The following is a 24192-nucleotide window of genomic DNA, read 5'->3' on the forward strand; positions in this document are numbered from 1 at the left end:
CGGTCACATCGTCCGTGCGGGCCTGTGAGCGGCGGGGCGCTCGGTGCGGGCTATCGGCTCTGCACGTGTTCGGTCCAGTGGTGGCCGTCGTGCCAGCGGATCAACCGTGCATCAGCGGTGTCGGGGTACCAGCCCGGCGGGATCGGGTGAGCGGTCGCCGCTGTGCTGCGGGGCTTGACCATCCGCACGATAAGTACGATGACGCCGATGATGATCGCCAGCATCACGGCGAACGCGGCGCACACGATCAGCCAGTGCCACGGACTCATTGCTCCATAGGCGTGAGTATGGGCCCCGGAGCCGGTGACGGAACTCGACACGACAGAGGTGGACGGAAGTTCATTCACGCGAACGACAACGGCAGCGTCGCCCGGGCGGTGACACCAGAGCACTGTCGTACGCGGTCGGCGCCGGTGAACCCACCCGATGAACGAAAGAGCCAGGGCGGGCCTTGGGTGATTCGGTGGCAGAACGGAAGCGGCGGCGGGCATCGCGCGGCTCACCCCTCCCGGACCGAGAGCTGTGCCGGTATGCGGTTGGTCACCGATCGGACGAACGGCATGGCCTCGGTGTGCCACGAACAGTTGCCACATCGACTGCCTCGCCCGCCGCCTCCTTGTTGCTGGCGCCGCCCGCGACGAGTTCGGTCACTGCCCGTTGCCTCGGTGGGTGCGTGTCGGCTGCCGACGGCCGCAGGGCTTGGACTGCCCGGTTCACCGCATGGAAACGAGAGCGATGACGGCGGTCAGCACGCCGGCGACCAGTTCGATGGCCCCGAGGATCAGTGCGGCAACGGCGAGGCCGGAGCCGGTTTCGTGTTCGCGTCCGCCGGTTTCGACGTATCCGATCGCGCCGAATACCAAGGCCGGGAAGAACAATCCGGTCAGGGCACAGAACAGTGCCACGATCGCGCAGATGTTGGTGCGCTCGGGCGCCTCGATGCCGAGGTCGGTCTCGTCGAATGTCACCACGGGCAGATTCCTCTCGATCATCGGTGCACCGGGTGCGGTCGGGTCGGGCCAGTGAGGCTGTCGACGCACGTGGTCACTGTCATGCGCTGCACTTGGCGCCGGGTCCCAGGGGGAGGTGTTTCACCGTGCCGTGGTTGGTGTGTGTCGCCGGTGCGTCTCAGGGAGGAACTTCGCTGGTTGTGGCAGAAGGTCGCGGACTCGGGCCCTCGGCCCACCCATTCCCCCGGAATCCAACGTAGAGGTCCCGGTAACTGATCCCTTACCCGTCCAGTGCGGGAGTCACTGCGTCCGCTACGCGTGCGGCAGCCAGGGCACCCGCTGCCAGTAGTAGCGGGGCCACCTGGCGCATCCCTACTTGCTCCCGGTGACGTCGACGATGTTCGCGAAGAACTTCGGCACGGTGGTGTTGCCGCCGATTTGGGTGTCGTAGGAATAGGAGCCGACGACCTCGACGTACAGGGTGACCATGTCGTCCTCGACCACATTCGCGGCGGTGGTGGACAGCACACCGACCATGGAGTTCACGTCGTAGTCGTAGTAGTCGCCCGGGTTGGCGCCGGTCTCGGCGCGGAACGTCGTCTTCCCTGTCGCGGAGTCGAATTGGGTGACCACCCCGTAGATCACCAGCTTGCGGCCCTTGTGGGCGTCCGGGTCCTTCGCCAACAGGGCGAAGTCACGGTCGCCGATCTGCTCGTAGGTGCCCCGGTCCATCTTCGCGGCCAGGATTTCCGCCTGCCGCTGGCGTTCCGCTTCGGCTTCGGCGGCGCGGCGCAGCGGACCCGTTCCTCCTCGTGCTGCCGCTTGATCTCCTCCTGCTCGAGCCGCTTCGCCTCGGCCTGCTGAGCTGACAGGGTCGCGGCGGCGGCGCTGGTGCGGGAGGCCAGGGCGGTCTCGGAGGCCGTCGGGGTGTTCTCGTGCTGGTTGGCGGCGATGCCGAGGAAGAGGATCGCGGCGGCGAAGGAGCCGCCCACCACCCAGGGCCAGCGCTTCTTCGTGTCGCCGGTGGCCCACGGCTGCTTGGGAGGCTTCGGCGGCGTGGGGGCCTGGCCGGGGCTGGGCTGCCCGAGCTGGCCCGGTTTGGGCTGGTTCGGGTCCTGGGGAGGGAAAGGCGTGGCGTTCACTGGGTGTCTCTCTCGATAGTGGACGCCTACCGCGTCCTGTCCTGAACTGTCGGGGTGTCCCCGGCGTTTCTGCGGTGACGGAAGGTTCGTGATGCGCACCGTCGGGTGGGGTGCCGGGGAGTCCCACGGTTCGGACTCCGAGGTGTACCGGTCGAGGAGGTGGTCCTTCACCATGGCCAGGACGTCGTCCACGTGGACCGGTCGGCCTCGATGATCTTCCGGTGCTGCCGGTGCTGGGTCAGCTCCGGAGCTGGCTTGCCGTCGATCGGCCTCCACGCCTTGGTGATTCCCTGCTCACTCACGCCGGTGATGACGAATGTCGAGGTCAAGTCACGCTGTGTGGCCCTGTCAGCACCGTCCGCACGCTCGGGGTTGCGATCCCCGGACACGACCCTCAGATCTGGGGCCGTGTCGGGGTCTCAGGGCGTGCGGTCGTGCCCGTTGCGGATGCCGGGGAAGGGTGTGGGTCAGGCCTGGAACATGCACATCGGCGGCGGGGGCCCGAACAGCGACCCGAGCGAGCCTGAGCCTGCGTAGTCCTCGTCCCAGTACTCACCCTTGGAGACGATCGTTTCGTAGGTGCGCAGGTTGAAGGTGTGGCAGGAAACGTACAAACCGGCGGCCGGTGTGGGCTCGATGCCGAGCCAGTCGCCCTTGTTCACGATCTGGTCGGCCTCGACGACGCCCCGGCAGGTGTAGCCGTCGAACTTGGAGCCGTCTTCCTTCCAGATGACGTAGTTCATGCAGTTGGTGCCGGAGTAGTAGATCGACGAGCGAACCTTGTCCCCGTAGTAGGTGGTGGCCTGGGCCGTGCCGGCGCCTGCGGTGGCGATGGCGGCGGCAGCGACAGTGGTGGTGGCCACGGCCGTTGCGAGACGTGTCAGACGCATTGGGCGCCCTTCCTGTTCAGTGTGTGACCCTGATGGGAGTGGACGTGCTCCCCGGCCAGCCCTCGGGCCGGGGAACCAACCACCCACATTCCTGTTCTTGGGGGAGAGGTCTCCGCGGTGGGTCTTTTTTTTGGGTGTCCTCTTCCAGGCCGCTTGTTTCGAGGGTGGGGAGTCACTCGCACTGCGCCATGAAGGGCGCGCAAGCCCAGGTCGTGCGCCGTTCATGAGTGCGATAGTTGAAACTAATACCAGACGAACCGGGCGATAACACAATTCGGAACGATCACCCGCGTGGAGCACGCTGTCCGCGCAATGTGTTGCGCTTCAGGATATCCGAGTCAATAGATCATTCGACCGACAAGGGCGGTAGAGCAGGGACTTTGTCCTCTAGCGGCGACGGGAAACCGGTGGTGCGGGCTGTACAGCCGATCTGTCATTCACGTGACTGACGTGCGGCTGTCGGTATTCGAGGTTGCTAAGGTCGCACGTCCGCTTCGGTTGAGCCAGGAGCAATTTGATGAGTGATCGTGCTGTATACCTTGTTCGGCTTCTGGCGTCAGCTGCGATATGTGGCGCGATTGTCTCCGGCTGCTCGACGAACGCAGAAGGGTCCGATGCTGAGGGGTCGGCGGTGCCCACAGTGAGTGGGTCGGATGCCAGTGTGGTGGTGCAGGTGGACTGCGGCGACGATGGCGTTGCCAGCGTCAAGGTGTCGTATGGCGGGAACTCGTCCGATGGGGGTGGTGTCCTCGTAGGACGAAATCCGACAACGCAGGCCGCTGGTGGATTGACGACCTTTTCCCGGCAGTACGGCACCGAGGTGGGATTCGATGACGCGACGTTGTCAGTGACGACATCGCCGACCACGGGGACGTGCACTACGACGCTCACCGATTACAACAGCGGTGAGGTGCTCTCACAGCGCGAGACCGCAGGCAGAGCGGTGCTAGAAGCCGTCGTGAGCGCCGGGCAGTAACGAGCCTGATGTTCGTGGCGGCGACGGCCTACCGCCCGCAGCACCTCATCGGCATCAAGTGAGACACCGATAAGGATACGAAGCCGCGGTCCTCGCTGCCGGATCCCTTGCCCTCAGCGGCTGTTCGACGAACCCTCAGCGCCCACCAGCCGCTGAGACCGCGACCGCACAGGCCCCTGAGGTGGTCGCCAGGAACATCACTCCCGGCGACTGCACCTACCCGCCCGACACTCGCATCATCGATGGCCGAGGTCACGACGACGCGGGCCTCGGGGGTGCAAGAAGTCGAAGAACGTCCTCGATGTCCGCAACCCGGACGGCACCGTCGAGCAGGCGACGTCGACCGCGACACCTGGGACCGCATCAGCATCGGCGACAGCTCCCGCTGTAACCGCCGCACCAGCCCTGCCTGCCTGATCGCGCCGAGCCGGATTCGAGGCGGAGACGTACAGCCGCATTCCAGGCCCAGGCCCAGTCACATTCGATCGTGACGGAGGTTTCACCCTCGCGTGATCCCAAGGACCTGCGGGCGCCGCACGGACGCAACAACCAGTACACGAAATACCCGAGAGATAACTGAGAAGGACTGACACACAATGACGTACCCCCCACAGCCCGGACAGCCACAACAGCCCGGACAGCCGTACTACCCGCCGCAACCTCCGCAGCAGCCGGCCAAGAAGAAGCGGAAGTGGCCGTGGATCATCCTGGCCATCATCGCCGTGTTCGTGATCATCGCGGTCGCCGGTGGCGGCGGCGAGGACGGCAAGTCGCCCACCGAGGCCCTGACCGGCGAACCCGCAGGCCACGACGGCCCCTCCACCAGCATTCCGCCACTGGTTGCGGCCGCACCCTCCGGGGACAGTACCGAGATCACCTACGAGGTCATCTCCGACAGCGGTGAGCTCAACAACGTGACCTGGTTCGACGAGCTGAATGCCCTGCAGCAGGAGTCGAACGTGGCCGCACCGTGGTCGAAGGCGTTGAGCAACACCGCCACGTTCTCGATGGCCGGCGTGACCGCGCAGACCACCGGCACCTCGGTGACCTGCCGGGTCGTCGTCGACGGCGACATCAAGGAAGAGAAGACCTCGACCGGGCAGTACGCGGTCGTCAACTGCAGCTACGCCGGATTCTGAGCCACATCCGCGGGGGTCCGACGGTGTCGGACCCACCGTCTTCCCCAGAGAGAGGTGTTCGATGAAAGAGCAGGTTCCTGACCAGCAACCCGAGCAGCAGGACGAGGGGAACCCGACCAAAGGCACGTCGTGGCGCTGGCCGGCGGGCGTTGCCGTGGTCTGCCTGATCGTCGCCGCCGTACTGAGCATCCACGAGGAGGTGAAGAGGGACCGGGCAGCGGAGGCCTCAACCAGATCCGTTGCGGCGCCATCAGCGACCACGACGGTCGAGACCCGAAACGGCCGCCCGCTGATGTCCCCATACACACCGCCCACCACCACGACGACGACGTTCGTGGAGACGGCCGCAATCTACACACCCTCCCCTCGGCCCGCCGCTCCTCCGACGTCGGCGTACACCCGCCCGCCGGCACCGGTGACCACAATTCCCCCGCTGGCGGCGAAGCCGGTGACCAAGATCGGCAAGAGCGTTACCTACGAGGTCATCTCGGACTCGCCGGTCCTCAACAGCGTCACCTGGTTCGACGGCATGAACGAGCTGCAGCAGGAGTACCCCGCGTCGGCCCCCTGGTCGCTGAATGTGGTCAACACCGCCACCTACCCGATGATCGGGCTCGGCGCGCAGACCGAGGGGCAATCGGTGACCTGCCGGATCATCGTCGACGGCCGGGTCATGGACGAACAGACCGCCGTCGGCCAGTACGCCGTTGTGAACTGCAACGCCTGACGCCCACACGAAGAACAGGACACCTGCACATGACGATCACCCCGGAGCCGTTCAACGAGGACCACCCCGACTGGGGCAAGCCCGCGCCCCAGCAGCCGTACCCCCACGGCCCGCAGTATGGTGCCCCGGCACCGGATACCCGCCGCCGTATCAGCCTCCGGCGCAGGCGTGGGACCACAATGGGCAGGCGAACGCGTGGGCCGGGATGACCCCGGAGCAGGCGTGGGCGGCATACCACCAGCAGCAGTTCCCGCCGCCGCAGTACTGGCAGCAACCGCCGCCGGTGAACGTGGCGCAGGCGGTGACGGTGAACAACAACGGTGGCTCGCGGTGCCCACACCTGCTGCACTTCATCCTGACCCTGATCACCTGCGGCGTATGGCTGCCGATCTGGATCATCCACGCGATCATCGACGCATTCCGGTGACATTCAAGCCCCAAAGCGTCAGAACCCGACCATGATGTGGCTGCGGCACCGTACGGTGCCCTCGAGAAGTCTGCCTCCCGAACACCCACCGATTCCTTGACGGGGGAGGTTGACCTCCGTGCGGCACTGGAAAATACATTCACACGACCGATACCGAGGCTTCGGCTCCACTGGTTTGATTGGCCGGTGAAGTATGCCATGGCCGTGGCCACCGTCCTCGGTGTGATATCCCTGTCCGCGTGCGGATCCGACGAGTCCGCAGCACCGGAGTCGACTCCGACACCGGCTACCGCCGCTCCCACGACAACGAAGACGTTGACCGGTGACGACCTCTTCGTCCAGAAGTTGCGCGACGGCGGAATCTTCCCGACGGCCAACCAGGTGCCGCTGTTGACCCCGCTCGCGCGACAGAACTGCAGCGCCCTGGCCAGCACGACGCTGCCCGATAGTCAGAAGTTCGACAAGATGGTGGAACTGTCGATGATCCTGGGCGAAGGCAAGAACATCTTCGACAACCAGGTGACCGCCGAGGCGTACATGAAGGCCTCGATCGCGGCGTACTGCCCGCAGTACCTGGCGCTGATCCCCGCGTGACGACACCGACCCCGTCGCCGGGCTGGCATCCCGACCCCGAGGGGACACCGCAGCTGCGGTGGTGGGACGGCACCCAGTGGACCTCGGCGACGAGGCCGCGAGCACTGCAGGAGGGCCCGAAAACACCACCGCCGCCGGTCGATCCGGTGATACGGAGGCGGAACAACTTCATCGCCGTCGGCCTGATCGGCATCGTCGTTCTCGGGCTCGGCGCCTGGCAGATCCTCAACACCCAGGGTGGTGGAAACGCACCGGCCGCATCGAGCCCGTCGGCCACACCCCGCACCACGGCACCCACCACCTCTGCGGCGCTCCCGACGTCGCCGGCCGACTCCACCACGGACGAGGTGATGCGCGCCTTCTGGCTCCGAGTCGATCGCGAGGGATACCTCACGATCAACGTCAACGGCACCTACACCGACCAGGAACTCGAGTCCGCCTTCCTCGAAGTACGCCGGATTTACACCTCCACCAAGAAGACCGGCGGCTGGCACGTCTTCGTCGACTGCGGCAACGGCCAACAGGCGGTGGGCGGGGCGCGCCAGGCGAACGGCAAGTTCGCCCTCGACTCCCTCGGTGCCGCGCGCACGGGGCTGGCAGTCGGCCAGTACGAGTTCAAGCCGTTGCCCGACCGGAAAGCATGCCCCCCGGATCTGCCGACGATCGCCGACGGGACGGTGACCGCCCACGACGTGATCGACGCGTTCGTCGCGGCTGGTCTACCCGCCACCAACCGTCAGGACCGCACCATCACAGCGGGCTGTGACGATCTGAAATGCGCTCAGATGATCGCCGTCGACGAGGTCTCGGTGTACCTGTTCTCCAACGTCGCTCAGGCGGCACACTACGCCGAGGCCTTCGGAGCGGACAAGGTGTACCAGAACGGCCTGCTCGCCATCCGCTACAAACGCGACGGCAAGCACCCCATCGACGAGGCATTAATCCCGCAGTACAACGCCGCCCTCGACGCGGTTGGCAGCGTCAGGTAGCGACGCCAACCGCATATCTGGTGAAAGACGACTATTGCGTGAGTGATTGGTGACCGAAGCGAAGACGACTCGCATATATGTGCGCGCGTCGCGATCTATCGACGTCGTTGCGGACGAAAGGGTGTTGCTGATGTAGGTGGCGTCGGCGGTTGTCCCTGCGCGGGGTGCCCGGGAGTGGCCCAGTATTGTTCGGCCGGTGTCCTTGACGTCTCAGATCGAGTGGGTCGGATCGCCGTTCATGCGGTTCGCGCAGAAGTCGATTCCCAATGCTGCCGCGGTGACTGCGGTTCACGATGGTGTCCGTAAGCAGGCGCTGCGGACCAAGTCCAGTCATACCGGGAAGCGGCCGGACTGGGGTCTGATCGGAACATCGATCGATTTCCGCTTGAGACTGTCGTTTACCACGGCCGATCCCGTTCCGGTGTCGGCGCGCAGGGGCCACGCGGCGCTGACCAGGGACCATCCCGAAGCAGCACCTCTGTTGGGGGAGTTGACGGCCGCGATCGCTGGCGTGTTCGCCGAGGTCCCGCCGCAGCCTGCTGACCGTATCGAGTTGCCCGAATCGATGGAGAACGACCTGCTCCGCCTCTGCGTGGTTGCCGGCCAGCTGGACCAGCTCTACCGTTCGTACCCGCATGTCATCGACAAGACACCGCTATTGGAGGGCGGGAGGGTGGTCACGTTCGATCAGGCGTGTAAACAGGTACCGTGGTTCGTCATCGACCAACTCCACGACCAGGTCTGCCTCGCGAACACCGGACTCGGGCAGCTGCGTGCCGATGCGAGGATCGCGCGCTCGGGGCTGAGCTTTTCCGGGTCCGACGCCGTCGAGGGCGCCGACGCGGATCTTCTGGTCGACGGGTTGCTCCTCGACTTCAAATCCACTCACGCCGCGACGACGATCACCAAGTCCGATGTCTATCAGCTCGCCGGGTATGCACTTCTGGACTTCGACGACGAACACCACATCGATCACGTCGGGATCTACTGGACCCGGCACGGGATCAAGCGCACCTTCTCACTTGCCGGCTTCTTCGAACTGCTCGGTGCCACCGAGTCGGTCCCGGAACTCCGGGCCGGGTTGCGGGCCGAACTGACGGCATACCACGACCAGCGCCGCCGTGCCCGCGACGCGGCGAGACTCGCCGCCGGACACCGAGAGGCTGCCGGTGTCGTGGCTACGCAGGAGAGCCGCGAGGAGATACCGGTTCGCCGCATCCATCGGGCGCGTCGATGGCTGAGCCGTGTCGCGCAGCGCTGAGACCTGAATATGGGCGGGGGGTGTGTCAGCTGCCGAAGAACGGCATCCCAGGACGTTCGGGCTCGGGTTCTGGTTGCGGTTTGGTGCTCCCGTCGACGGTGAGGGTGAACTTGTCGCTGCCGGCGGCGGAGTTCACATCGCCTTGAAGCCAGCAGTACGCCTCGACGGTGTAATCCCCGGGGTGGGGCACGGTGATCAGGAATTGCTTGGTCTCGCCGATGGCTGCGCCGAAGCCGGGGACGCTGGCTTGGGGCAGGGTCGGCCACATCCAGGGCATGTCGCCGCCGAGGTTCTGGTGGTCGGTCAGTTGCGGGAAGCATTCGATTCCCGGGTAGGTCAGCGGCCCGGGGTTCGGGTTGGTGACGGTGGCGTGGACGACGAGCCCGTCCGCGTCGGCGGTGATGGTCGGCGCCAGAACCGGTTCCGCGGCACTGGCGGGACCAGCACCGAGGAGCAGCATCCCGGTCAGGGCGGTGAGGACGCCGGCGGCACGGGCAAGGCGTGTCGGGGTGTGCGGGTGCATGGTCAGTACTTTCCTGTGGGGGTGGGGCAGCGGCCGGTGTACTTGGTGAGTCCGATCCCGCGGTTCGCTTTCTTGCTGCGGCCGACGGGCCCGCCCTGGGGTTCGCGGACCCAGGTGCCGGTGGTGTCGAGTCCGGGCATGTGTTCGCTGCCGGGGTGGCTGTAGCGGGTTTCACCGTCGACGGTGAGAATGCCGTCTTGGACGTCGATGTGGGCGATGGTGGCCCAGTAGGAGTCTTGTCCATTGCCGACGAAGACGAGGATTTCGTCGGCGTCGTCGCCGGGGAGCCCGCCGGGTGCGGCGCGCCCGTATCGGATGGCGACGCGGGGCCGGCCGAAGGCGTCGATCGCCCCGGTGCCGTTGTCGACGCTTTGGTAGACGTTGACCAATAGGTCTCCGTTCTCGGTGGGCAGGACGCGGACCTGTTCGACCGCGGCCCGGCCCCTGTTGCCGGGGCCTGTGCTGTCGCCGTAGTGGTGGATGAACGGCCACTTGTCGAGGCTGCCGCGGTGGCGGGGTTCGCCGCTGATGACGACGAACTTGTTGGTGACCTCGTCGCGGCAGAAGAAGTACACGTCGAGGTCCCCGGTCCCGTAGCGGGTGACCCGGCCATAGGTGTCGTAGTGGGCGCCGCGGCCGTCCCATTCGAGTCCGACGGTCAACACCCAGTCGGGGTCGCCCTGGTTCTTGCGGAGGTCGATGCGCGCGGTCTTGGTGGCCGAGTCCTTCGACAGGGTGACCTTGACCTTCTCGAAACTGATCGGCGACACCGCCGGCGGCGACAATGGTGGGGTATGCGGGGGAGCGGGAGGGGTGGATGCCGGTGCGGCCACGACCGGTGGGTGCACGGGCGTGTGCCGGTGCGGCGCCGTCGGCGGAGGTGGTGCCGCCGGTGCGGGCGGTGTCGGTGTCGCCGGTGGCGGGGCGGGTTGGTCGGAGACGCCGACACCGTGGTGAGTGACCAGGGCTGCCAGCCCGGTGTTCCAGCCCGCGGAGACATTGCGGGCCTTCCAGGTGCTCTGGCGGCGGTAGACCTCGAGTAGGACGGCGGCTCGTTCGGTGGTCAGGCCGAGCGCCCGTGCGGTAACCCGCATCCCGGTGGGTTGTTCGACGACGACCCCGAGGTTGCCGGTGTGGGCGAGGCTCCCGGCGACCTGGTCGTCGAGTGCCACGGCGATGGACAGTTTCTCGATTCCGGCCGGAACAGCGCGGAGGTCGATCGTGATGCGATCGGCGGCGACCAGCCGGACCGCACCCTCGGGGGAGGTGGGTTGGTTGAAGAAGACGAAGTCGGCATCGGAGCGGACCCGTTGATCACTGCCGAGTTGGAAGGCCATCAGGTCGATGGTGCCCTGGCTGACGCCGGAAACGGCCACGGTGAGCGTGCCGTCGTCGATGGGGGTGTTCTGGCCGCGGGCGAGATCGGTCATGAGGTGCGGCCGGAGCCGGTCCTTTCCAGGTGCTGGTGAGGTCAGACATGGGTGTCGCGTGTACCGCCCGCAGGGGGAGGTGGCCGGCCTATGCGACCGTCGACGGACGAGGCAAACGCTCAGCCACCGGACGCCCCGCCGGACATGGTCGCACCGGGCGGCGCCTCGACCCTCGTCCTCGATCTCCGGTGTGTGCTGTCTGGCAACCGATCACGCGCTGATAGTACGGGCACGACCCGGATTCACCCTGCAATGGCGTGTCCGAAACATCACGTTCTAAGGTGGGTAGCCTGAGCGTCGAATGGGGTGGGCAAACAGTGCGCATCCACACGCTGTGGGCGGAAGGATCTTCATGGGCGTCACCCTGGCCAAAGGCGGCAACGTTTCCCTCGACAAGCAGGCACCGAACCTGACCGCGGTCGCCGTAGGTTTGGGATGGGACGCACGCTCGACCACCGGTCACGACTTCGACCTCGACGCGAGCGCATTGGTGACCGGCGAGAGCAAGCGGGTCCTGTCGGACCAGCACTTCGTGTTCTACAACAACCTGCGCTCACCCGACGGGTCCATCGAGCACACCGGCGACAACCTCACCGGCGACGGTGACGGCGACGACGAGGTCATCAACGTCGACCTCAAAGCGGTGCCGCCGAACGTCACCAACATTTTCTTCCCGGTCTCCATCCACGATGCGCAGGCGCGGGGGCAGAGCTTCGGGCAGGTCACCAACGCATTCATCCGCGTGGTAGACCGCAGCACCGGCAACGAACTGGTGCGCTACGACCTGACCGAGGACGCTTCCATCGAGACGGCAATGGTGTTCGGTGAGCTGTATCGGCATGGCGGCGAGTGGAAGTTCCGCGCGATCGGTCAGGGCTACGCCTCCGGCCTGGCGGGCATCGCCCGCGACTACGGAGTCAACATCTAGTCCATCGCCGGAGGTCGATGTCGCGTCCTGCGGCGCCGCCTCCCGTCATGTACGGCAGTGGTGAGGCAGCCCGGACTCCGGTTGGATACGCTGTATAGCAGTGTCATTCACCCGATCGACACGGAGCGCGGGCCCTCGACCACCACTCGGGCGAGCTCGTTCGCTTCGGGCACCGCGGGCTTGTGCTATTCGGCACGAATCGCTGCAGCGTCACCGCTGTGGGCTGTTGGCTGTCCCGGACCGTTGGTGGGACATCCTGGTAGAAGCGCCCCACCAGCACGAGGTTTCGGTGGTTCGTTCGCGCTCATCGAACGGCCCATCGAATAGCTCTCGTGCGAAATTCAATTCACTCTCCATTGACCGACTACTGCGCAACCATGAACGGAGCCCCGCATGCCTGACTCAGGCTCCCCCGGGTGGTATCCCAACCCATCGGGAGCACCCAACTCGGTCCGCTACTGGGACGGCCAGACTTGGACGGAGACGCGACAGCTCGATGCACCTGCCGCCCGGCTGCACCCACGGGCACATCTGCGTCGGCCCCACCACCCAAGCACAACCGCAAGGCCGTGTGGATTGCAGCAGGTGCCCTGGTCATCGTTGCGGTCATCGTCGGATTCACTGTGTTCGGCGACAGCACCGAGGATGACGCCATCGACCGATGCGCAAGCGCCGTGGCCGATCGGATGAAGTCACCGAGCACGGCCGAGTTCAGCGACGTGACCGCGTTCGAGACCGACAGCCTCAAGACCATCGACGAGGACTACTCGCAGATGGACAGGTACAGCAAATACACCACACTGAGCCGCTGGGTGGTCACCGGCGATGTAGACGCCAGCAACTCATTCGGTGCCACCGTCCGCAGCGAGTTCAACTGCAGCGCCATCGTCGGTGACGGGACCATCGCGGGAGTTGAGATCGGCTACATCGAGTAGTTTCCGGACCCAGAAATTGGCCGCCAACGTCACGATCGACCGTCAACACTGCACATCGGCTGTAGCGCGTCTGGCTGTCACATCGTGCTCGCCTTCGGTCAGCGAAGCCTGAGTACCTGTTATGTCCGGTCCGTCTGGTATCTCTTTTCACGGGATTTGTAACGAACATGATGGTGCGGGGCGGCTCCCATTTCGCCCCCAGTCCACACTCCTGACAGGCCACCAGCAGACATGCGAATCAGAAGGACCCTTTCGTGCGTAACGCACATCGGCGTGCTCGCGCTGTACCTCACAGCGTGCGGCGACGACTTGGCCGCAACCGCAGGCCATGCGTTGCCGGCCAGCTCGACGGTGGAAGCCGAGCCCGCAATCACGCGGATCACCGCACCTCCCGCAGCGGCAGCGTCACCATCGTCGACGAGAAGCCTGAACGCGAGTGCGCCTAACCCGACGTCAGTGACTGTGTCCGCGAGTGATGTCTTCGCTGAGACGTGCAACGAAATGGGCCCAATATTCGAGGCTCGCGCTGAATTGCAAGCCTCACAGGCAGATCAGAATGAGTTCGCGGAGGCGATGCTGCAGGAACTGCGACAGTCTCCGGAGTGGGATGCGCAGAGCCGTGTCGACCAGGCCGCAGTGACGAAAGCTGTCCGCGCTGCGGCGAACGGTGACTGCTGAGCGATTCGCCTCTGATGGCGGCGCTGCAGGGCCGCGGTCCCCTACGAATACTCCACACGCACACCAGGTCCGAGCAACCGACCCGTCCGACCTCACCGTCTTGGTTGCCAGGACTGACTGCTCGTCGCTGAAGCCGTCGCGGTGTGTCTTTCATCTGAATGACACACGCACTAGCGGCTTCTCGCAGGTCAGGCGCGTTGCACGGCTCTGCTGCTTTCCTGAGCGCGCGCGTATCGGGGCATCAGTGTGGGCCGAGGCGGAGCCAATTTCGTTCCCGGTTCGCGGACGAGCTGGGTGCTGAGAAGGAACGGGCCGCGTCGCGACGACTCCTCGATGCGCGATGGCCCCTGTGCGCGCCCATCCGGTGATGCTTAACGCGCTGGCCGTCTGGAGGGAGGTATGGGTGATCTGGATGTGGCCTGGGGGGTGGGGCGGGTGCGGCGGTCGGCGTAGTGGAATGGGGGTGGCTCCGGTGTCTCGAAGGTGAAAATCCTGCGTGTATTGCCGCTTCTTATTGTCGCTCTGAGTGTGTCAGGGTTCGGTGGCGATTCTTCCCGTCCTGTGACGTCGACATCGTCTGCCGTGTCGACGCTGCCGCGGCTGTGGTTGCCTGGCGGAGACCCCACCAGCAGCGCGTCACGGTTCAGCCGATGGGCATCTATGCGGTCAGCCGTCGATTGGTTCGCAGATCGCGACAGGTCCGGGGCAACCCGGGGTGGCGCATTCGTACAGATCGGTCTCGATGAGCACACCGCCGAGGCTGGCGTAGATGTAGTGCCGGAACGCGGCGTTGCCACACGTCACGCAGTCCTGATCGATCTGGATCCACTCGCCTCCCATAGCCGGACCCTAGTTGGACAGAGTTCGGCGGCGGCCGGCAGGTGGCAGCGCGCTGACGACCCGGTAGAAACGCATCAGGATTTGAATCGGCCGTGGTGCGTGGGGCCGCAGAATCGCGTGTTTGCGCACGTATCGCGGGATATGCCATTGCGCCCAGGTGTGTGCCGGGAAGACTGCTGCGTCACCAGCTCGAAGCGTGCGAGGAGCCTGATCCGCCGAGGAGACGGTCACCTCACCCTCGAGGATCTGGACCGTCTCTTCGAGCGCGAAGTACCAGTTGAAGGTTCCTGCTGTGCAGTCCCACACCCAGTGGGTGGTGGTGCCGTCGAGGCTCTGCGTCCATCGCCCGTCACGAGCCACGGGCATGCCGTCGAGGATCCAGGTTGGATCGATGGGGCTGGGCTCGAGTGCGACGTCGTCGAGGCGCACCGCTGCGATGACCGATGGCGTGCGGCCGGCTACCTTCTGCGTCATGCGGTCATCAAACCAGACGAACCGGACGTAACGGATATCCATCTGGTTGGTAACCTTCCATTTGCTGCCCTTGCCATTGGGTGGTACCGGGCCCCACCAGTCGCGTCAGTCGTGTTTCGTGCTGGTGGGGTTCCTTCGTTCTTGCTCGCGCACTGGCGGTAAACCCGAAGGTAACCACTACGGTCGGAGGGTCCTGAAGAGTCACGTCCCCGTTCGAGTCGGTGACGGGAATCGGCGTAGTGGTGTTCGTCAGGCACGTACAGGCTTTGCGCCTCGGATTGTCTCCCGAGCAGGATCCGCCAGTCGACGAACAGGTCACCCACCTCGTCGGCGACGTCCCGGTACATACGGGTTCGAACCCCGCATCCCACTGGGCGTCGGTGTACTCAGGGGAGTCGACGTCGGGGTGAGGCATGGAGGTGAGCCAGAACTGACGCGTCGGAGTTGTTGGCGTCGCGGCAGAAGTTGATCATGTCGCGGCAGTTCTGCAGCCCGGTCTCGATCGAAATGTCCTGGACGAGGCCGTTGCCGCCGAACCCGATGCGCAGCAGGTCGTCAGGGTAGGCGAGGAGCCGCTCGTGCAGCCAGTAGGCGTCGTCCGGGTCGGTGAGGATCGACTTCCACTAGTTGGACTGCCACCCGGAACGGGCCGAGGTTGATGGTCTCAATACCCACTCCCCAGCCGAGGCGTACGGCACTACCGAGCAAGGCGCCACGGGTCGTCGCCGTCGCCGATCGTGTGCAGTGTCATTTGAGTGAATGACATTGAGGTGCAGGCTGACTGACACCCCACCGTGGTCGGGGGTGTCTGGGCCGCGGTGTCGGACCGGTCGGTGATACTTGCTCTTCTGGATGGGTGGGAAGGGGGCGGTCATGTCCACGAGTGATGTTGATCCGGTCGGTGTGCTGGATTGGTCGGAGTCGGTGGCGCTGGCGGCGATGCAGGTGTCGTTGATGCGCTCGGACATCGACGCGACGAAGCCCGACAAGACTGTGGCCGTCAAGGCGGCGGTGCTGGGCGATGCCGTCGCAGGTTTCCGTCAGGTGGCGGCCGAGGATCGGCCGGACCGCCCGGACTGGCTGACACCACTGCTGGTGGACATCGGCACCCAGATGGACGCTGCGGCGGATGCCATTGCGGCCCAGGGCCGGCGCCTGCCGCGGTGCTTCGGCTCGCGGGAGCGGTCGTTGCTGGTGCTGGTCGACCTCATTCTGTTCGACCCGTGGCCGGCGAAAGCCTCCTGGCACGGCGCCACCCGCCGCACGAACCTCGAGGCGTTGGTGGACGAGTTCCCGCACCTCGACCGAACCGACCTGGACCGCATGCGGGACGAGCACACGCTTCTGCTCCGGCGGCTGCGGCGTAAGAGTGTGCACTGGGGGAAGGTGGCCGTCATCGGTGCGGCCGGGCTGGCGGCCGGGGTTGCCACCGGTGGGTGGGCGGCACCGGCGATCGGCGCCGCGATCGGCAGCGCCGCGGGTTTGACCGGGGCGGCGGCGACCTCGGCCGGTTTGGCCACTCTCGGTGGCGGCGCGATCGCGGCCGGCGGGTTCGGCATCGCCGGCGGCACCGCCCTGGTTACCGGGCTCGGGGGCATCGCCGGAGCGGGCGTCGCCGCGGCCGGCGCACGCTGGACACCGTGGACGACCGGTCAGGTGGTGGCCGATGCGATGCGCCTGGACCTGATCGCACGATGTGTGCTGATCGAGGCACAGAACCGGGACGAGAAGCAACGCCGCGTCGTGCAAAGTCTGCAGGAGCGGCTCGAGAATGTCGTCGCCGACGGGGAGCGACTCCTGGACCGGATCCGGGAACTCTCGCGTGAGAACGCGCGGCTAACCGTAGAGAACAAGGAACTGCGGGAGGAACTGCGCAGGCAGCACGCGGACGCCAAACGGGCGGAAGGGGCACTCGAGGTCATCCTGGAGCGTCTCCCGGAACCCGCCGCGCAATGAGCAGCATGGACGACACGGTCGACCGGAACCTCGACACCCTCAGCCGCCGGCTCGCCGAGCTGGAATCGGCCACCGAGACCGCCCTGGCCGGTGGGGTCCCGGACCGGCTGCCGGACAACGACACCGCCGCCCTCACTTCGTATGCGGAGTTGACCGCGGCCAATGACCGGCTCCGCACCCAGCGCGGGTGGACCGACATCGACCTCGACGCCGCCCTGACCCCCGAACAGCGGGCTGGTTTCGATCGGTGGCGGGCCCGGCAACGCATCCCGTGGGACCGCGACGATGTCCTCGCCGTCGGGTTCGCGGCCGTGCTGGGGGTGGCAGCGGTCTGGTACGACACCGCCATCGACGGAGCCGTCGCCGACGGGCTCGGTGCGACGAGGAAGGCCGGGTGGATGCGGGCGTGGGAGCGGGCCGGCAAGAGGTTGCCGATAGACTACACCGGTCCCGGGTTCGGTGGCCGCGCCCACCGGGTCCGCTCCCCGGGGCATGATCTGGGCCGACCGTTCGAGGCGCTGCGGCAGATCCGTGCGGGCGAGTTCCGCGGCGTCCGATGGGACTACGGCGACAAATACGACGTCACCGTGGGTGGCCGGTTTCGGGAGGTCGATTCGCTCGCCGAGGCCCTCGTCCTCTGGGCCCAGCATTTGGCGGCGGATGTGGTGACCCCGATGAGCCTGCCGATGCCCTGCTCCTCCTGGCTGTATGAACTCGACAACCGGGCACTCCGGAAGTTTGCGCACGAGGTGTACCTGGGCACGGCGGGCAATGGTCTGAACGTGCGATCCGGGCTCCTCACCCCGTCGCTGAGCGTGATCACCACCGAGGTCATCCTCCGGACCCATGTGCATGCCCGGGCGTATGCGGCCACGGGAAGCGCCCGTCTGGACGTGCGGGAGCAGGCCCGGCGTAACGAGTTGCTCCTCGCGGCCCATTCGCTGGTCGGGCTCGCGTCGGCGGGGAAGACGCTGGCGCGGATGATCGTCCTCGATGGCCGGAAGGGGATGGCGCTGCGGCACGTGAATGTTCCGGTGCTCCTCCGCATGGGATGCCTAGCGGTCCAGGTCGCGCACGATCGGCGGACACGAAATCGCGCCGCGGCTCGGGACTGGGACGAGTTGGCTAAAGACCTGCTGTGGTAAATCGCGCCCGGGTACCTGACCGTGGGCATCGACACTGTTTAAGGATGGGTACAGACCGATGACGCAGACCTTCAGCTATCGAGACTTTCGGCAAGCCTGCCGTGCATTCAAGCCAAGTGAGTTCATCCCGTACCTCGCGGCGATTGGAGCGGACCTCGGACAGCCGCCGTACCCCGATTCGGTGAGGATGCGTACCCCTCCGTGGGGTTTGGCCGCGGCAGCACGCGAGTCGCTGCTCTACGGGAACGAATATCGCAGCCGAGAGTTGAGTCTCCGGGAGATCGACCGGTTGATGTATTACTTCAATGAATCGGCCGATATACCAACGAAACACGACGAAGATGACGGATTTCCGTTGGCATTGCTGACTGCTATCACCTACGAGCAGTTTCCATGGCAAGAATCCATGTTAGAAGAGCTGTCCCGCTCACATGCATGGCTGGTTGAAGGCCTGTCGCAAGTGAAAACGAAGGTCGTCAACGACGACTCGCTCGCCGAGATGATGGGCGGCATGCCTCTCCGTGATGCGATTGGAGCTACATTCTTCTTGCAGGTAGGTGCCTACAAAAACGGGGGAGTATTCGATCCGCGTTGGCTCGACCAACCGAACTTCGCTGAGGTGCTTGATGTGTATCCTCGGGCAAACATTCTGACGACTATTAGGCGGCTCACTTCGACTCGTGATGAATACAAGATCGAATGGGACAGGCACTCGACTGGAATCGACCATCTTGCCCGGTTCGATTACAACCCGCTGGTGAGTACCCCGTTCATTCAGTTGAAAAACGAGCGGCGCCTGTTCGCCCCCGCGCCCAGCTTGGTGCTGCGAACGGTGACGCCGGGTGGGCTGTACTACAGGGGCATAGCGGCGCACGGGCAGAGCTTCGCCAACGATCTCGGAATCTTGTTCGAGCACTACATTGGCCGTCAACTGCGAGCGATTGACGGTGCAGACGTATATCCAGAGATAGCCTATGGAAAGGGTGGAGGGTCGAAGAGCGTAGATTGGTTTGTCATCATGCCGAACCTAGTCCTCTTGGTCGAGGTGAAGTCGAAGCGTCTTGGTCCCGCAGCGCGCGCTGGTGCCACCACGCTGGTCCGGACGCTAAGGGATTCAATACACAAGGCGCGCAATCAACTAGGTCGGACCATCGACGAGATGACAGGTGGCAATCCCGCCTTCCAGCACATCCCGACGGACAGGCCGATAGTAGGTCTGATCGTTACGGCAGAGCCCTTCTACACTGCGCCAGCAGACCTGTTTGACCGTGGGTTGGCCATGATCAGAACGTCTGATCGGATCGAGGATGTACCTGTAGCGGTGGCGAGTGCGCGCGACATTGAACACCTGGTCACCCACCGCGCGGACGTCGGCCGAGTGCTTCTCGATCAGCTCGATACCAGGGGTGGAGGTGTCCTGTCGATCAGGGTGGATGCGAGAGGTAGAAACCCCATTCTTGAAGACGCCTGGCACTCCTACCCCTGGCCAGGGCGTCACGGTCGCTCAGTGAATGATCCACTGGCTCTCTAGGACGGTAGTCGAAGCGCGCCCGATTGGCTCGCACGAGCAACAGTGAGTGCACATCCTTCGTGCCCAGCAATGGTGGCGCGACACCTCGATCTGCGAACTATCTGCGCTGCCGATTTCGACGATCTGTGACATGTCCACTTTCCAAACGGAGCAGTGAGCAGTGTGGGGCGGACTGGTGTCCACGGAATCCGATCCACCACAGAGCGTCCAGTCGGGCCGCGGATATCTACAACGAGCCCTTCATCGCTCGAAAACCGCCAGCGTGAGAGAGTTGCATACGTGTTGAGACGCGATATCGTGCGGGGAAATGTGGCGGTCGGCGGATGCGAACGGCGAGGACACTTCGAAGATCCCGGAGTGCCGGATATCTGTTACTGGAAGTTCGGCGAACGCGAGCGAGACGTAGACGACGACTGGCAGGTCAAGGTCCACGTCGACGACTTGGTCAATGTACAAGCGACCGATCTGCGAACCACGATGCGCCGCGCACGCACAGCGCTCGACGACAATGTCCCTGACATCGTCGTGGCACACGTAGGCTACGACGCAAACGAGAGCTTCGACGAGTGGACGACATCCTCTGGGGTGTCCTTCACGTTGGATTCCACCACCGGTGAATTCATGATGGAACTTCGTGTCTACATAGATGAGATACCGGACGACTTCACAACTGGGTTCAGCACACGTGACCGGATCGCCCCACTTCTGTCGCGCAATCGCATGTGGCTAGTGGGCGCTGATGAACACGACGCGGGCCGAATATGGGAAATCGTCCTCAACCTCGGATTCCATACGCGCGGTAGGACGATGGGGTCACTCGTACAGATCGGCTTGGACGCGGTCGCGCTTCTGCAGGCGACCGCAGGGCAGATGACGCGACAGAACGTGCTCGACTTGCTGCGGGGCGGGAATATGAACGCGCTGATCGGACAGCCCGAAGGGCAGTGGCTCGACGCCAAGCGCCAGCACTACGACCTTAAATCACCAAACGACAAGATTGAGCTTGCGCGCGCCGTAGCCCAATTTGCCAACGCCGCCGACGGTGGGGTGCTGGTCATCGGGCTCGCCACCACAAAGCGTGATGGCATCGACGTCATCAACGCCGTGACGCCGAGCCGCCATGAGGCCAAACAGCGCCCGGTCGTTCGGCGTAGATACGTCCAGGCACTGCAACAAACAATCTTCCCGGTGCCGATCGGGCTGCAGGTCGACCTGGCAAAGGTCGACCGCGGCGACCTACTGTTTATCGACATTCCACCGCAGCCTGAGGAGCTCAAGCCCATTCTGGTCCGAGGTGTCGTCATCGATGGCGAGGTCCACAACTGGTTCATCTCCATCGTCGACCGTCACGAAGACGAAGGCCTTCCCGCCACGGTGGAAACGATCCATTCAATGCTCGCCGCCGGCCGGGCTCTGTTACGCCATGGCCGCTTGCCTTCGTCCCATCAATGAACCAGGGCGCGGACAGGACCCCTCGTGCGTGGCGAAAGCGCGGTTGTTCTCACGGTTCTCCAGTGGTTGCGCACGGAGATGTCTCTTGTCGCGGCCTCGGTGTTTTGCGCTGGCGTGATGGCTGCGAGAGCCCATACTCCAGCTTGCGACTGCGGCGGCCACGGCGACGGTCGTGTTCTGGTTCAGGTGGGGGAGAGGATGGCGCTGTGGTCGGCGATGATGCGGGCGGCGAGGTCGCGGCCGGGGCGCTGCTGTCAGTGAAAGATGTCGCGAGCCAGTGCCTGTCGTGGGTACTTCGTTTCATCGTGAGATATGACGACTGACCTTCGCGAAACTCGAAGATCGTAGGTGCACGAATTTTGGCTTCTGCCGATTCCCTTAGAGTGGCTTTGTCTTGGCGACTTCTAACTGAATATCATTCTGGGACTGAGTAATCGGTTAAAGAACTTGTCGACGGTTGCTTTACCTCTTGTCCAGCCCCGGCACCTACGAGTTCTACGACCAGCGAGCATCGCCGGTGACAGACCGACACCGCCAAGCCCTACGCGCCGTCGGTAACCGCCTCGTCGGCATCCTCCACCGATGCAGACGAAGCCGCATCCGCTACGACGAACACCTCGCCTGGGACCACTGTCGCTCCCAGCGAGCTGCTTGGCGTATTCCGACCCTGGGATGTCTACATGGGCGGTATCGGCGGCGAGTACGTCGGGGTTTGTCCAAACTGTTCGCATTTGTCTGACGCGATCAGATGCGATTATCTCTATGCGACTCCAGCTGTCAACCCACAGGGTTGTCCACAATTTATCCACAGTTGGTGTCGGAGGGGTGTGGTATAAGGCCGTAACCAGCGCGGATCGTCTGCCCAACACGGAAACCGGGTCTCATTTCGCTTGTGCGTGCACGAGCTGGCTTCTCCTACGTGTTAACCCTCAAGGTTTCCACTTCGGGACCCTGTGTGCGTTCTAGGGCCCCAATTGGCATACCGTCTGGACGGTGCAGTGAATAACATCAGTGTAATTGGTGACGAAAATCACATTCGGTGGCTGAGGTGCGGTTATAGGGGAAAAACCGGGCAAACCGAGCCCTCGCCCACTAGAACCTCTTGCTAGAGGTCGGGAGCCAGGCAACACTGAGTGGGTCAGAACTCTGGCATCTGAAATGAGAAGAGGCCCAACCAGTACGTGACCGGCTAGACCTCAATCCCAACAATTTGCGGTTGTACGGGCGAGGTTACATACAGGGTCTCTAATTGCGCAAGCACCCTGTGGCTATTCACATGCTGGGACAGCTCTTCTCCCGTGTCCCGAAGGGGAAGCCTATGAAGAAGAACGACCGCATCGTCGCTAAGAACCCAAACGGCGGTTGGGACGTCAAAGGTGGTGGCGGCAAGCGTTCCGGCGCTCACGCGCCAACGCAGAAGCAAGCCATTGACCGCGGCCGCCAGATCGTTGGCAATCTCGGTGGGGGCGATCTCAGTATTCAGGGCCGTGACGGGAAGATCCGGGCGAAGGACACCATTGCGCCCGGGAATGATCCCCGCAAGTCGAAGGGCTGAGCGCATGGCCACGAAGCGCATCACTATCAAGCCGGGCCAGCGTAAGACCATCCAGGTTCCTGGTCCTATCCGCAAGATCACCATCCAGCCCAAGCCCCGGTAGTTCTACATTGCTCGATGAAGCCCCCGCCCTTGTGGCGGGGACTTCATCGAACTCGCATTCGCTGAGCTTCTTGAGCGCCGCCCGCCCAGGCCGTCCAACACATAAGATGATGCCAGCCAATTCACCAGTGGTCGCACGGCAGGCCGCGGTTGTGCGACAGCTCGCACCATCAAGATCTGCTGACGATGCGGATGTCTGTCGACGCAGAAGTATCCTCGAATGCCAAATTCTGATTCAACACATAGTTGTTCGCAGAAGTCTCGCTACTCAGGCAAAGGTCGAGTGCGCGCTCCCGCCTACGTGTCCGAAAACATAGGAACCTCGCGATGCCCAAGACCTCCGACCCGAAGCGATCCGACTCCGCAGTCAGCCCTGGGCGGATTCCGGCGGTCGACCGCAAGGGCAAGCGCGTGAACGTGGGCGACCTTGACGCAAGGCGGGTGTGGGTCGCTGCCGGCGGGCGATGCACCTTCTGCAAGGAGTTCCTCGCCGAGGACGAGACCACCGGCCAGTCTGTGTTCACGGGTCAGTTGGCCCACATCGTCGGCGCCACCGAGGAGAAGGGATCGCCGCGCGGCAAGAGTTCCAAGACGCTCGAGCAGCGCGCACTGCCCGAGAACCTCATGCTTTTGTGCGCTGGCGAGCACAAAGTCATCGACACCTTCGAGCACTGGTCCACCTACGGCGAGGCGCAGCTCCTCGCCTTCAAGCAGCAACACGAGCGGGACGTCCGGGAGTTGACTGGGTTGTTGCGCAAGCCCAAGAGCACCGTGATCCGCGTGTCGGGGGACGTCCGGGGTCACGCAGTCGATTTCAGCAAGCAGGCCGTTGTCCGGGCTCTCCTGGGAGAGCAGCGGTTCCCCGACTTCAGTCTTCACGACGACAGCCAAAACTGCGAGGTCGACCTGCGCCCCCATGACGGTGAGGACGAGAGTGACGGCACTTACTGGAAGTCGACCGCCCTCACGCTGAGGAAACGCCTTCGGCCGTTGAACAATCACCTGAAGACCAAGGAAATCGACCACATCTCGGTCTTCGCGCTCGCACGCATTCCCATCCTCGTCCAGCTTGGCGTTCTGCTCGACGACGTCACCAACGTCACCGTCCACAATCGTCGCCGTGGAAGCGGGGAAGGGTGGGGCTGGTACGCGGAGGGTCGGAGTAAGAACCTCACGTTCGGCGTCACCGAGGTGCCCGGGCAGGGCGATCCGGTCGTCACATTCAGTGTCAGCGGACCTGTAGATCTCGATGCGCTCCCGGCGGAGTTGCAAGGCAAGCCTCGCTACGACATCCGCGCCGAAGGCGTGAAGCTCAACCCCAAGATTCTGCAGAGCTCCGAGGACCTGGAGGCTCTCATCGACAAGTGGCGGGAAGTTCTCGCGACCCTCGAAACGGACCACCGTAACCAGCCAATCAGCCTCGTCCTGGCAGTGTCCGCCGCCGCCGCGGTCGAGATTGGCCGCGCCCACATGACAGGAGCTCACGCTCAGCTTCGGGTGTTCGACCGCATCAACAACGCCTACGCCCTGGCTCTCGAAACAAGTTGA

26 protein-coding genes and 1 pseudogene are annotated in these 24192 nt (G+C 64.4%); 17 read left to right on the plus strand and 10 right to left on the minus strand.

What is annotated here, in order from left to right:
- Window positions 1–50: 50 nt before the first annotated feature.
- The 6 genes from H0B43_RS40215 to H0B43_RS40240 all read right to left on the minus strand — a co-directional run bounded on the left by H0B43_RS40215 (window position 51) and on the right by H0B43_RS40240 (window position 2982).
- The gene (locus tag H0B43_RS40215; RefSeq protein ID WP_185730572.1) at window positions 51–269 is read right to left on the minus strand and encodes a DUF2510 domain-containing protein; all 219 of its coding nucleotides are present in this window, start codon (window positions 267–269) and stop codon (window positions 51–53) included.
- 444 nt (window positions 270–713) lie between these two features.
- The gene (locus H0B43_RS40220; RefSeq protein WP_213016605.1) at window positions 714–992 is read right to left on the minus strand and encodes a DUF4190 domain-containing protein; all 279 of its coding nucleotides are present in this window, start codon (window positions 990–992) and stop codon (window positions 714–716) included.
- A 330-nt stretch (window positions 993–1322) separates the two neighbouring features.
- The gene (locus H0B43_RS40225) at window positions 1323–1634 is read right to left on the minus strand and encodes a hypothetical protein (protein ID WP_185730573.1); all 312 of its coding nucleotides are present in this window, start codon (window positions 1632–1634) and stop codon (window positions 1323–1325) included.
- Entirely contained in the window at window positions 1592–2092 is a 501-nt protein-coding gene (locus H0B43_RS40230; RefSeq protein ID WP_185730574.1) for a hypothetical protein, read from the minus strand. The genes H0B43_RS40225 and H0B43_RS40230 overlap by 43 nt, the downstream gene beginning before the upstream one ends.
- 167 nt (window positions 2093–2259) lie before the next feature.
- A complete protein-coding gene (locus tag H0B43_RS40235) occupies window positions 2260–2421 on the minus strand; it encodes a hypothetical protein (RefSeq protein WP_185730575.1) in 162 nt (53 codons plus the stop codon).
- Between the two features lie 138 nt (window positions 2422–2559).
- Entirely contained in the window at window positions 2560–2982 is a 423-nt protein-coding gene (locus H0B43_RS40240) for a hypothetical protein (RefSeq protein ID WP_185730576.1), read from the minus strand.
- Between the two features lie 517 nt (window positions 2983–3499).
- On the opposite strand from H0B43_RS40240, the gene H0B43_RS40245 reads away from it, so the two are divergent.
- The 7 genes from H0B43_RS40245 (at window position 3500) to H0B43_RS40275 (ending at window position 9095) form a co-directional block, all read left to right on the plus strand.
- Complete coding sequence (locus tag H0B43_RS40245) at window positions 3500–3958, plus strand: hypothetical protein (RefSeq protein WP_185730577.1); 459 nt, start codon at window positions 3500–3502, stop codon at window positions 3956–3958.
- Between the two features lie 596 nt (window positions 3959–4554).
- A complete protein-coding gene (locus H0B43_RS40250) occupies window positions 4555–5097 on the plus strand; it encodes an MmpS family transport accessory protein (protein WP_185730578.1) in 543 nt (180 codons plus the stop codon).
- 61 nt (window positions 5098–5158) lie between these two features.
- A complete protein-coding gene (locus tag H0B43_RS40255) occupies window positions 5159–5824 on the plus strand; it encodes an MmpS family transport accessory protein (RefSeq protein WP_185730579.1) in 666 nt (221 codons plus the stop codon).
- 205 nt (window positions 5825–6029) lie between these two features.
- Window positions 6030–6251 carry a hypothetical protein gene (locus H0B43_RS40260; RefSeq protein WP_185730580.1) on the plus strand — a complete coding sequence of 74 codons (222 nt, stop codon included), beginning with the start codon at window positions 6030–6032 and terminating at the stop codon, window positions 6249–6251.
- Between the two features lie 186 nt (window positions 6252–6437).
- Window positions 6438–6845, plus strand: a complete 408-nt coding sequence (locus H0B43_RS40265) for a DUF732 domain-containing protein (RefSeq protein ID WP_185730581.1) — start codon at window positions 6438–6440, stop codon at window positions 6843–6845.
- Complete coding sequence (locus H0B43_RS40270) at window positions 6842–7834, plus strand: DUF2510 domain-containing protein (RefSeq protein WP_185730582.1); 993 nt, start codon at window positions 6842–6844, stop codon at window positions 7832–7834. Before H0B43_RS40265 ends, H0B43_RS40270 begins: the two co-directional genes overlap by 4 nt.
- Window positions 7835–8030: 196 nt before the next feature.
- Window positions 8031–9095 carry a hypothetical protein gene (locus H0B43_RS40275; protein WP_185730583.1) on the plus strand — a complete coding sequence of 355 codons (1065 nt, stop codon included), beginning with the start codon at window positions 8031–8033 and terminating at the stop codon, window positions 9093–9095.
- Window positions 9096–9120: 25 nt separating this feature from the next.
- Here H0B43_RS40275 and H0B43_RS40280 read toward each other — a convergent pair whose 3' ends face one another.
- Together H0B43_RS40280 and H0B43_RS40285 are read right to left on the minus strand one after the other, a co-directional pair.
- The gene (locus tag H0B43_RS40280) at window positions 9121–9618 is read right to left on the minus strand and encodes a hypothetical protein (RefSeq protein WP_185730584.1); all 498 of its coding nucleotides are present in this window, start codon (window positions 9616–9618) and stop codon (window positions 9121–9123) included.
- A 2-nt stretch (window positions 9619–9620) separates the two neighbouring features.
- Window positions 9621–11048 (minus strand): TerD family protein, encoded by a 1428-nt coding sequence (locus H0B43_RS40285; protein ID WP_185730585.1) that lies wholly within the window; start codon window positions 11046–11048, stop codon window positions 9621–9623.
- 352 nt (window positions 11049–11400) lie between these two features.
- Between H0B43_RS40285 and H0B43_RS40290 the strand changes: the two genes are divergently transcribed.
- The 3 genes from H0B43_RS40290 to H0B43_RS40300 all read left to right on the plus strand — a co-directional run bounded on the left by H0B43_RS40290 (window position 11401) and on the right by H0B43_RS40300 (window position 12911).
- On the plus strand, window positions 11401–11976 hold the full coding sequence (locus H0B43_RS40290) for a TerD family protein (RefSeq protein ID WP_185730586.1): 576 nt from the start codon (window positions 11401–11403) through the stop codon (window positions 11974–11976).
- 393 nt (window positions 11977–12369) lie between these two features.
- A complete protein-coding gene (locus H0B43_RS43420; RefSeq protein WP_185730587.1) occupies window positions 12370–12666 on the plus strand; it encodes a DUF2510 domain-containing protein in 297 nt (98 codons plus the stop codon).
- Entirely contained in the window at window positions 12663–12911 is a 249-nt protein-coding gene (locus H0B43_RS40300) for a hypothetical protein (protein WP_185730588.1), read from the plus strand. Before H0B43_RS43420 ends, H0B43_RS40300 begins: the two co-directional genes overlap by 4 nt.
- 1344 nt (window positions 12912–14255) lie before the next feature.
- On the opposite strand, the gene H0B43_RS40305 is transcribed toward H0B43_RS40300, so the two are convergent.
- Together H0B43_RS40305 and H0B43_RS40310 are read right to left on the minus strand one after the other, a co-directional pair.
- Window positions 14256–14429 carry a hypothetical protein gene (locus H0B43_RS40305; protein WP_185730589.1) on the minus strand — a complete coding sequence of 58 codons (174 nt, stop codon included), beginning with the start codon at window positions 14427–14429 and terminating at the stop codon, window positions 14256–14258.
- Window positions 14430–14438: 9 nt separating this feature from the next.
- The gene (locus H0B43_RS40310; protein WP_185730590.1) at window positions 14439–14903 is read right to left on the minus strand and encodes a cupin domain-containing protein; all 465 of its coding nucleotides are present in this window, start codon (window positions 14901–14903) and stop codon (window positions 14439–14441) included.
- Window positions 14904–15776: 873 nt separating this feature from the next.
- Between H0B43_RS40310 and H0B43_RS40315 the strand changes: the two genes are divergently transcribed.
- The 7 genes and pseudogenes from H0B43_RS40315 to H0B43_RS40340 all read left to right on the plus strand — a co-directional run bounded on the left by H0B43_RS40315 (window position 15777) and on the right by H0B43_RS40340 (window position 24192).
- Entirely contained in the window at window positions 15777–16859 is a 1083-nt protein-coding gene (locus H0B43_RS40315) for a hypothetical protein (protein WP_185730591.1), read from the plus strand.
- A 5-nt stretch (window positions 16860–16864) separates the two neighbouring features.
- Window positions 16865–18004: a hypothetical protein gene (locus H0B43_RS40320; protein ID WP_185730592.1), complete on the plus strand. Its 1140-nt coding sequence runs from the start codon at window positions 16865–16867 to the stop codon at window positions 18002–18004.
- 58 nt (window positions 18005–18062) lie between these two features.
- Window positions 18063–19535, plus strand: coding sequence for an NERD domain-containing protein (locus tag H0B43_RS40325; protein WP_185730593.1), 1473 nt, complete (start codon window positions 18063–18065; stop codon window positions 19533–19535).
- A 279-nt stretch (window positions 19536–19814) separates the two neighbouring features.
- Complete coding sequence (locus tag H0B43_RS40330; protein ID WP_185730594.1) at window positions 19815–20987, plus strand: helix-turn-helix domain-containing protein; 1173 nt, start codon at window positions 19815–19817, stop codon at window positions 20985–20987.
- A 466-nt stretch (window positions 20988–21453) separates the two neighbouring features.
- A pseudogene (locus H0B43_RS42370) lies at window positions 21454–21618 on the plus strand (IS110 family transposase); the annotation flags it as partial.
- 687 nt (window positions 21619–22305) lie between these two features.
- A complete protein-coding gene (locus H0B43_RS40335) occupies window positions 22306–22542 on the plus strand; it encodes a DUF2188 domain-containing protein (RefSeq protein WP_185730595.1) in 237 nt (78 codons plus the stop codon).
- Between the two features lie 429 nt (window positions 22543–22971).
- A complete protein-coding gene (locus H0B43_RS40340; protein ID WP_185730596.1) occupies window positions 22972–24192 on the plus strand; it encodes an SAVED domain-containing protein in 1221 nt (406 codons plus the stop codon).

The organism is Rhodococcus sp. 4CII, assembly GCF_014256275.1.
GTDB classification, from domain to species: Bacteria; Actinomycetota; Actinomycetes; order Mycobacteriales; family Mycobacteriaceae; genus Rhodococcus_F; species Rhodococcus_F wratislaviensis_A.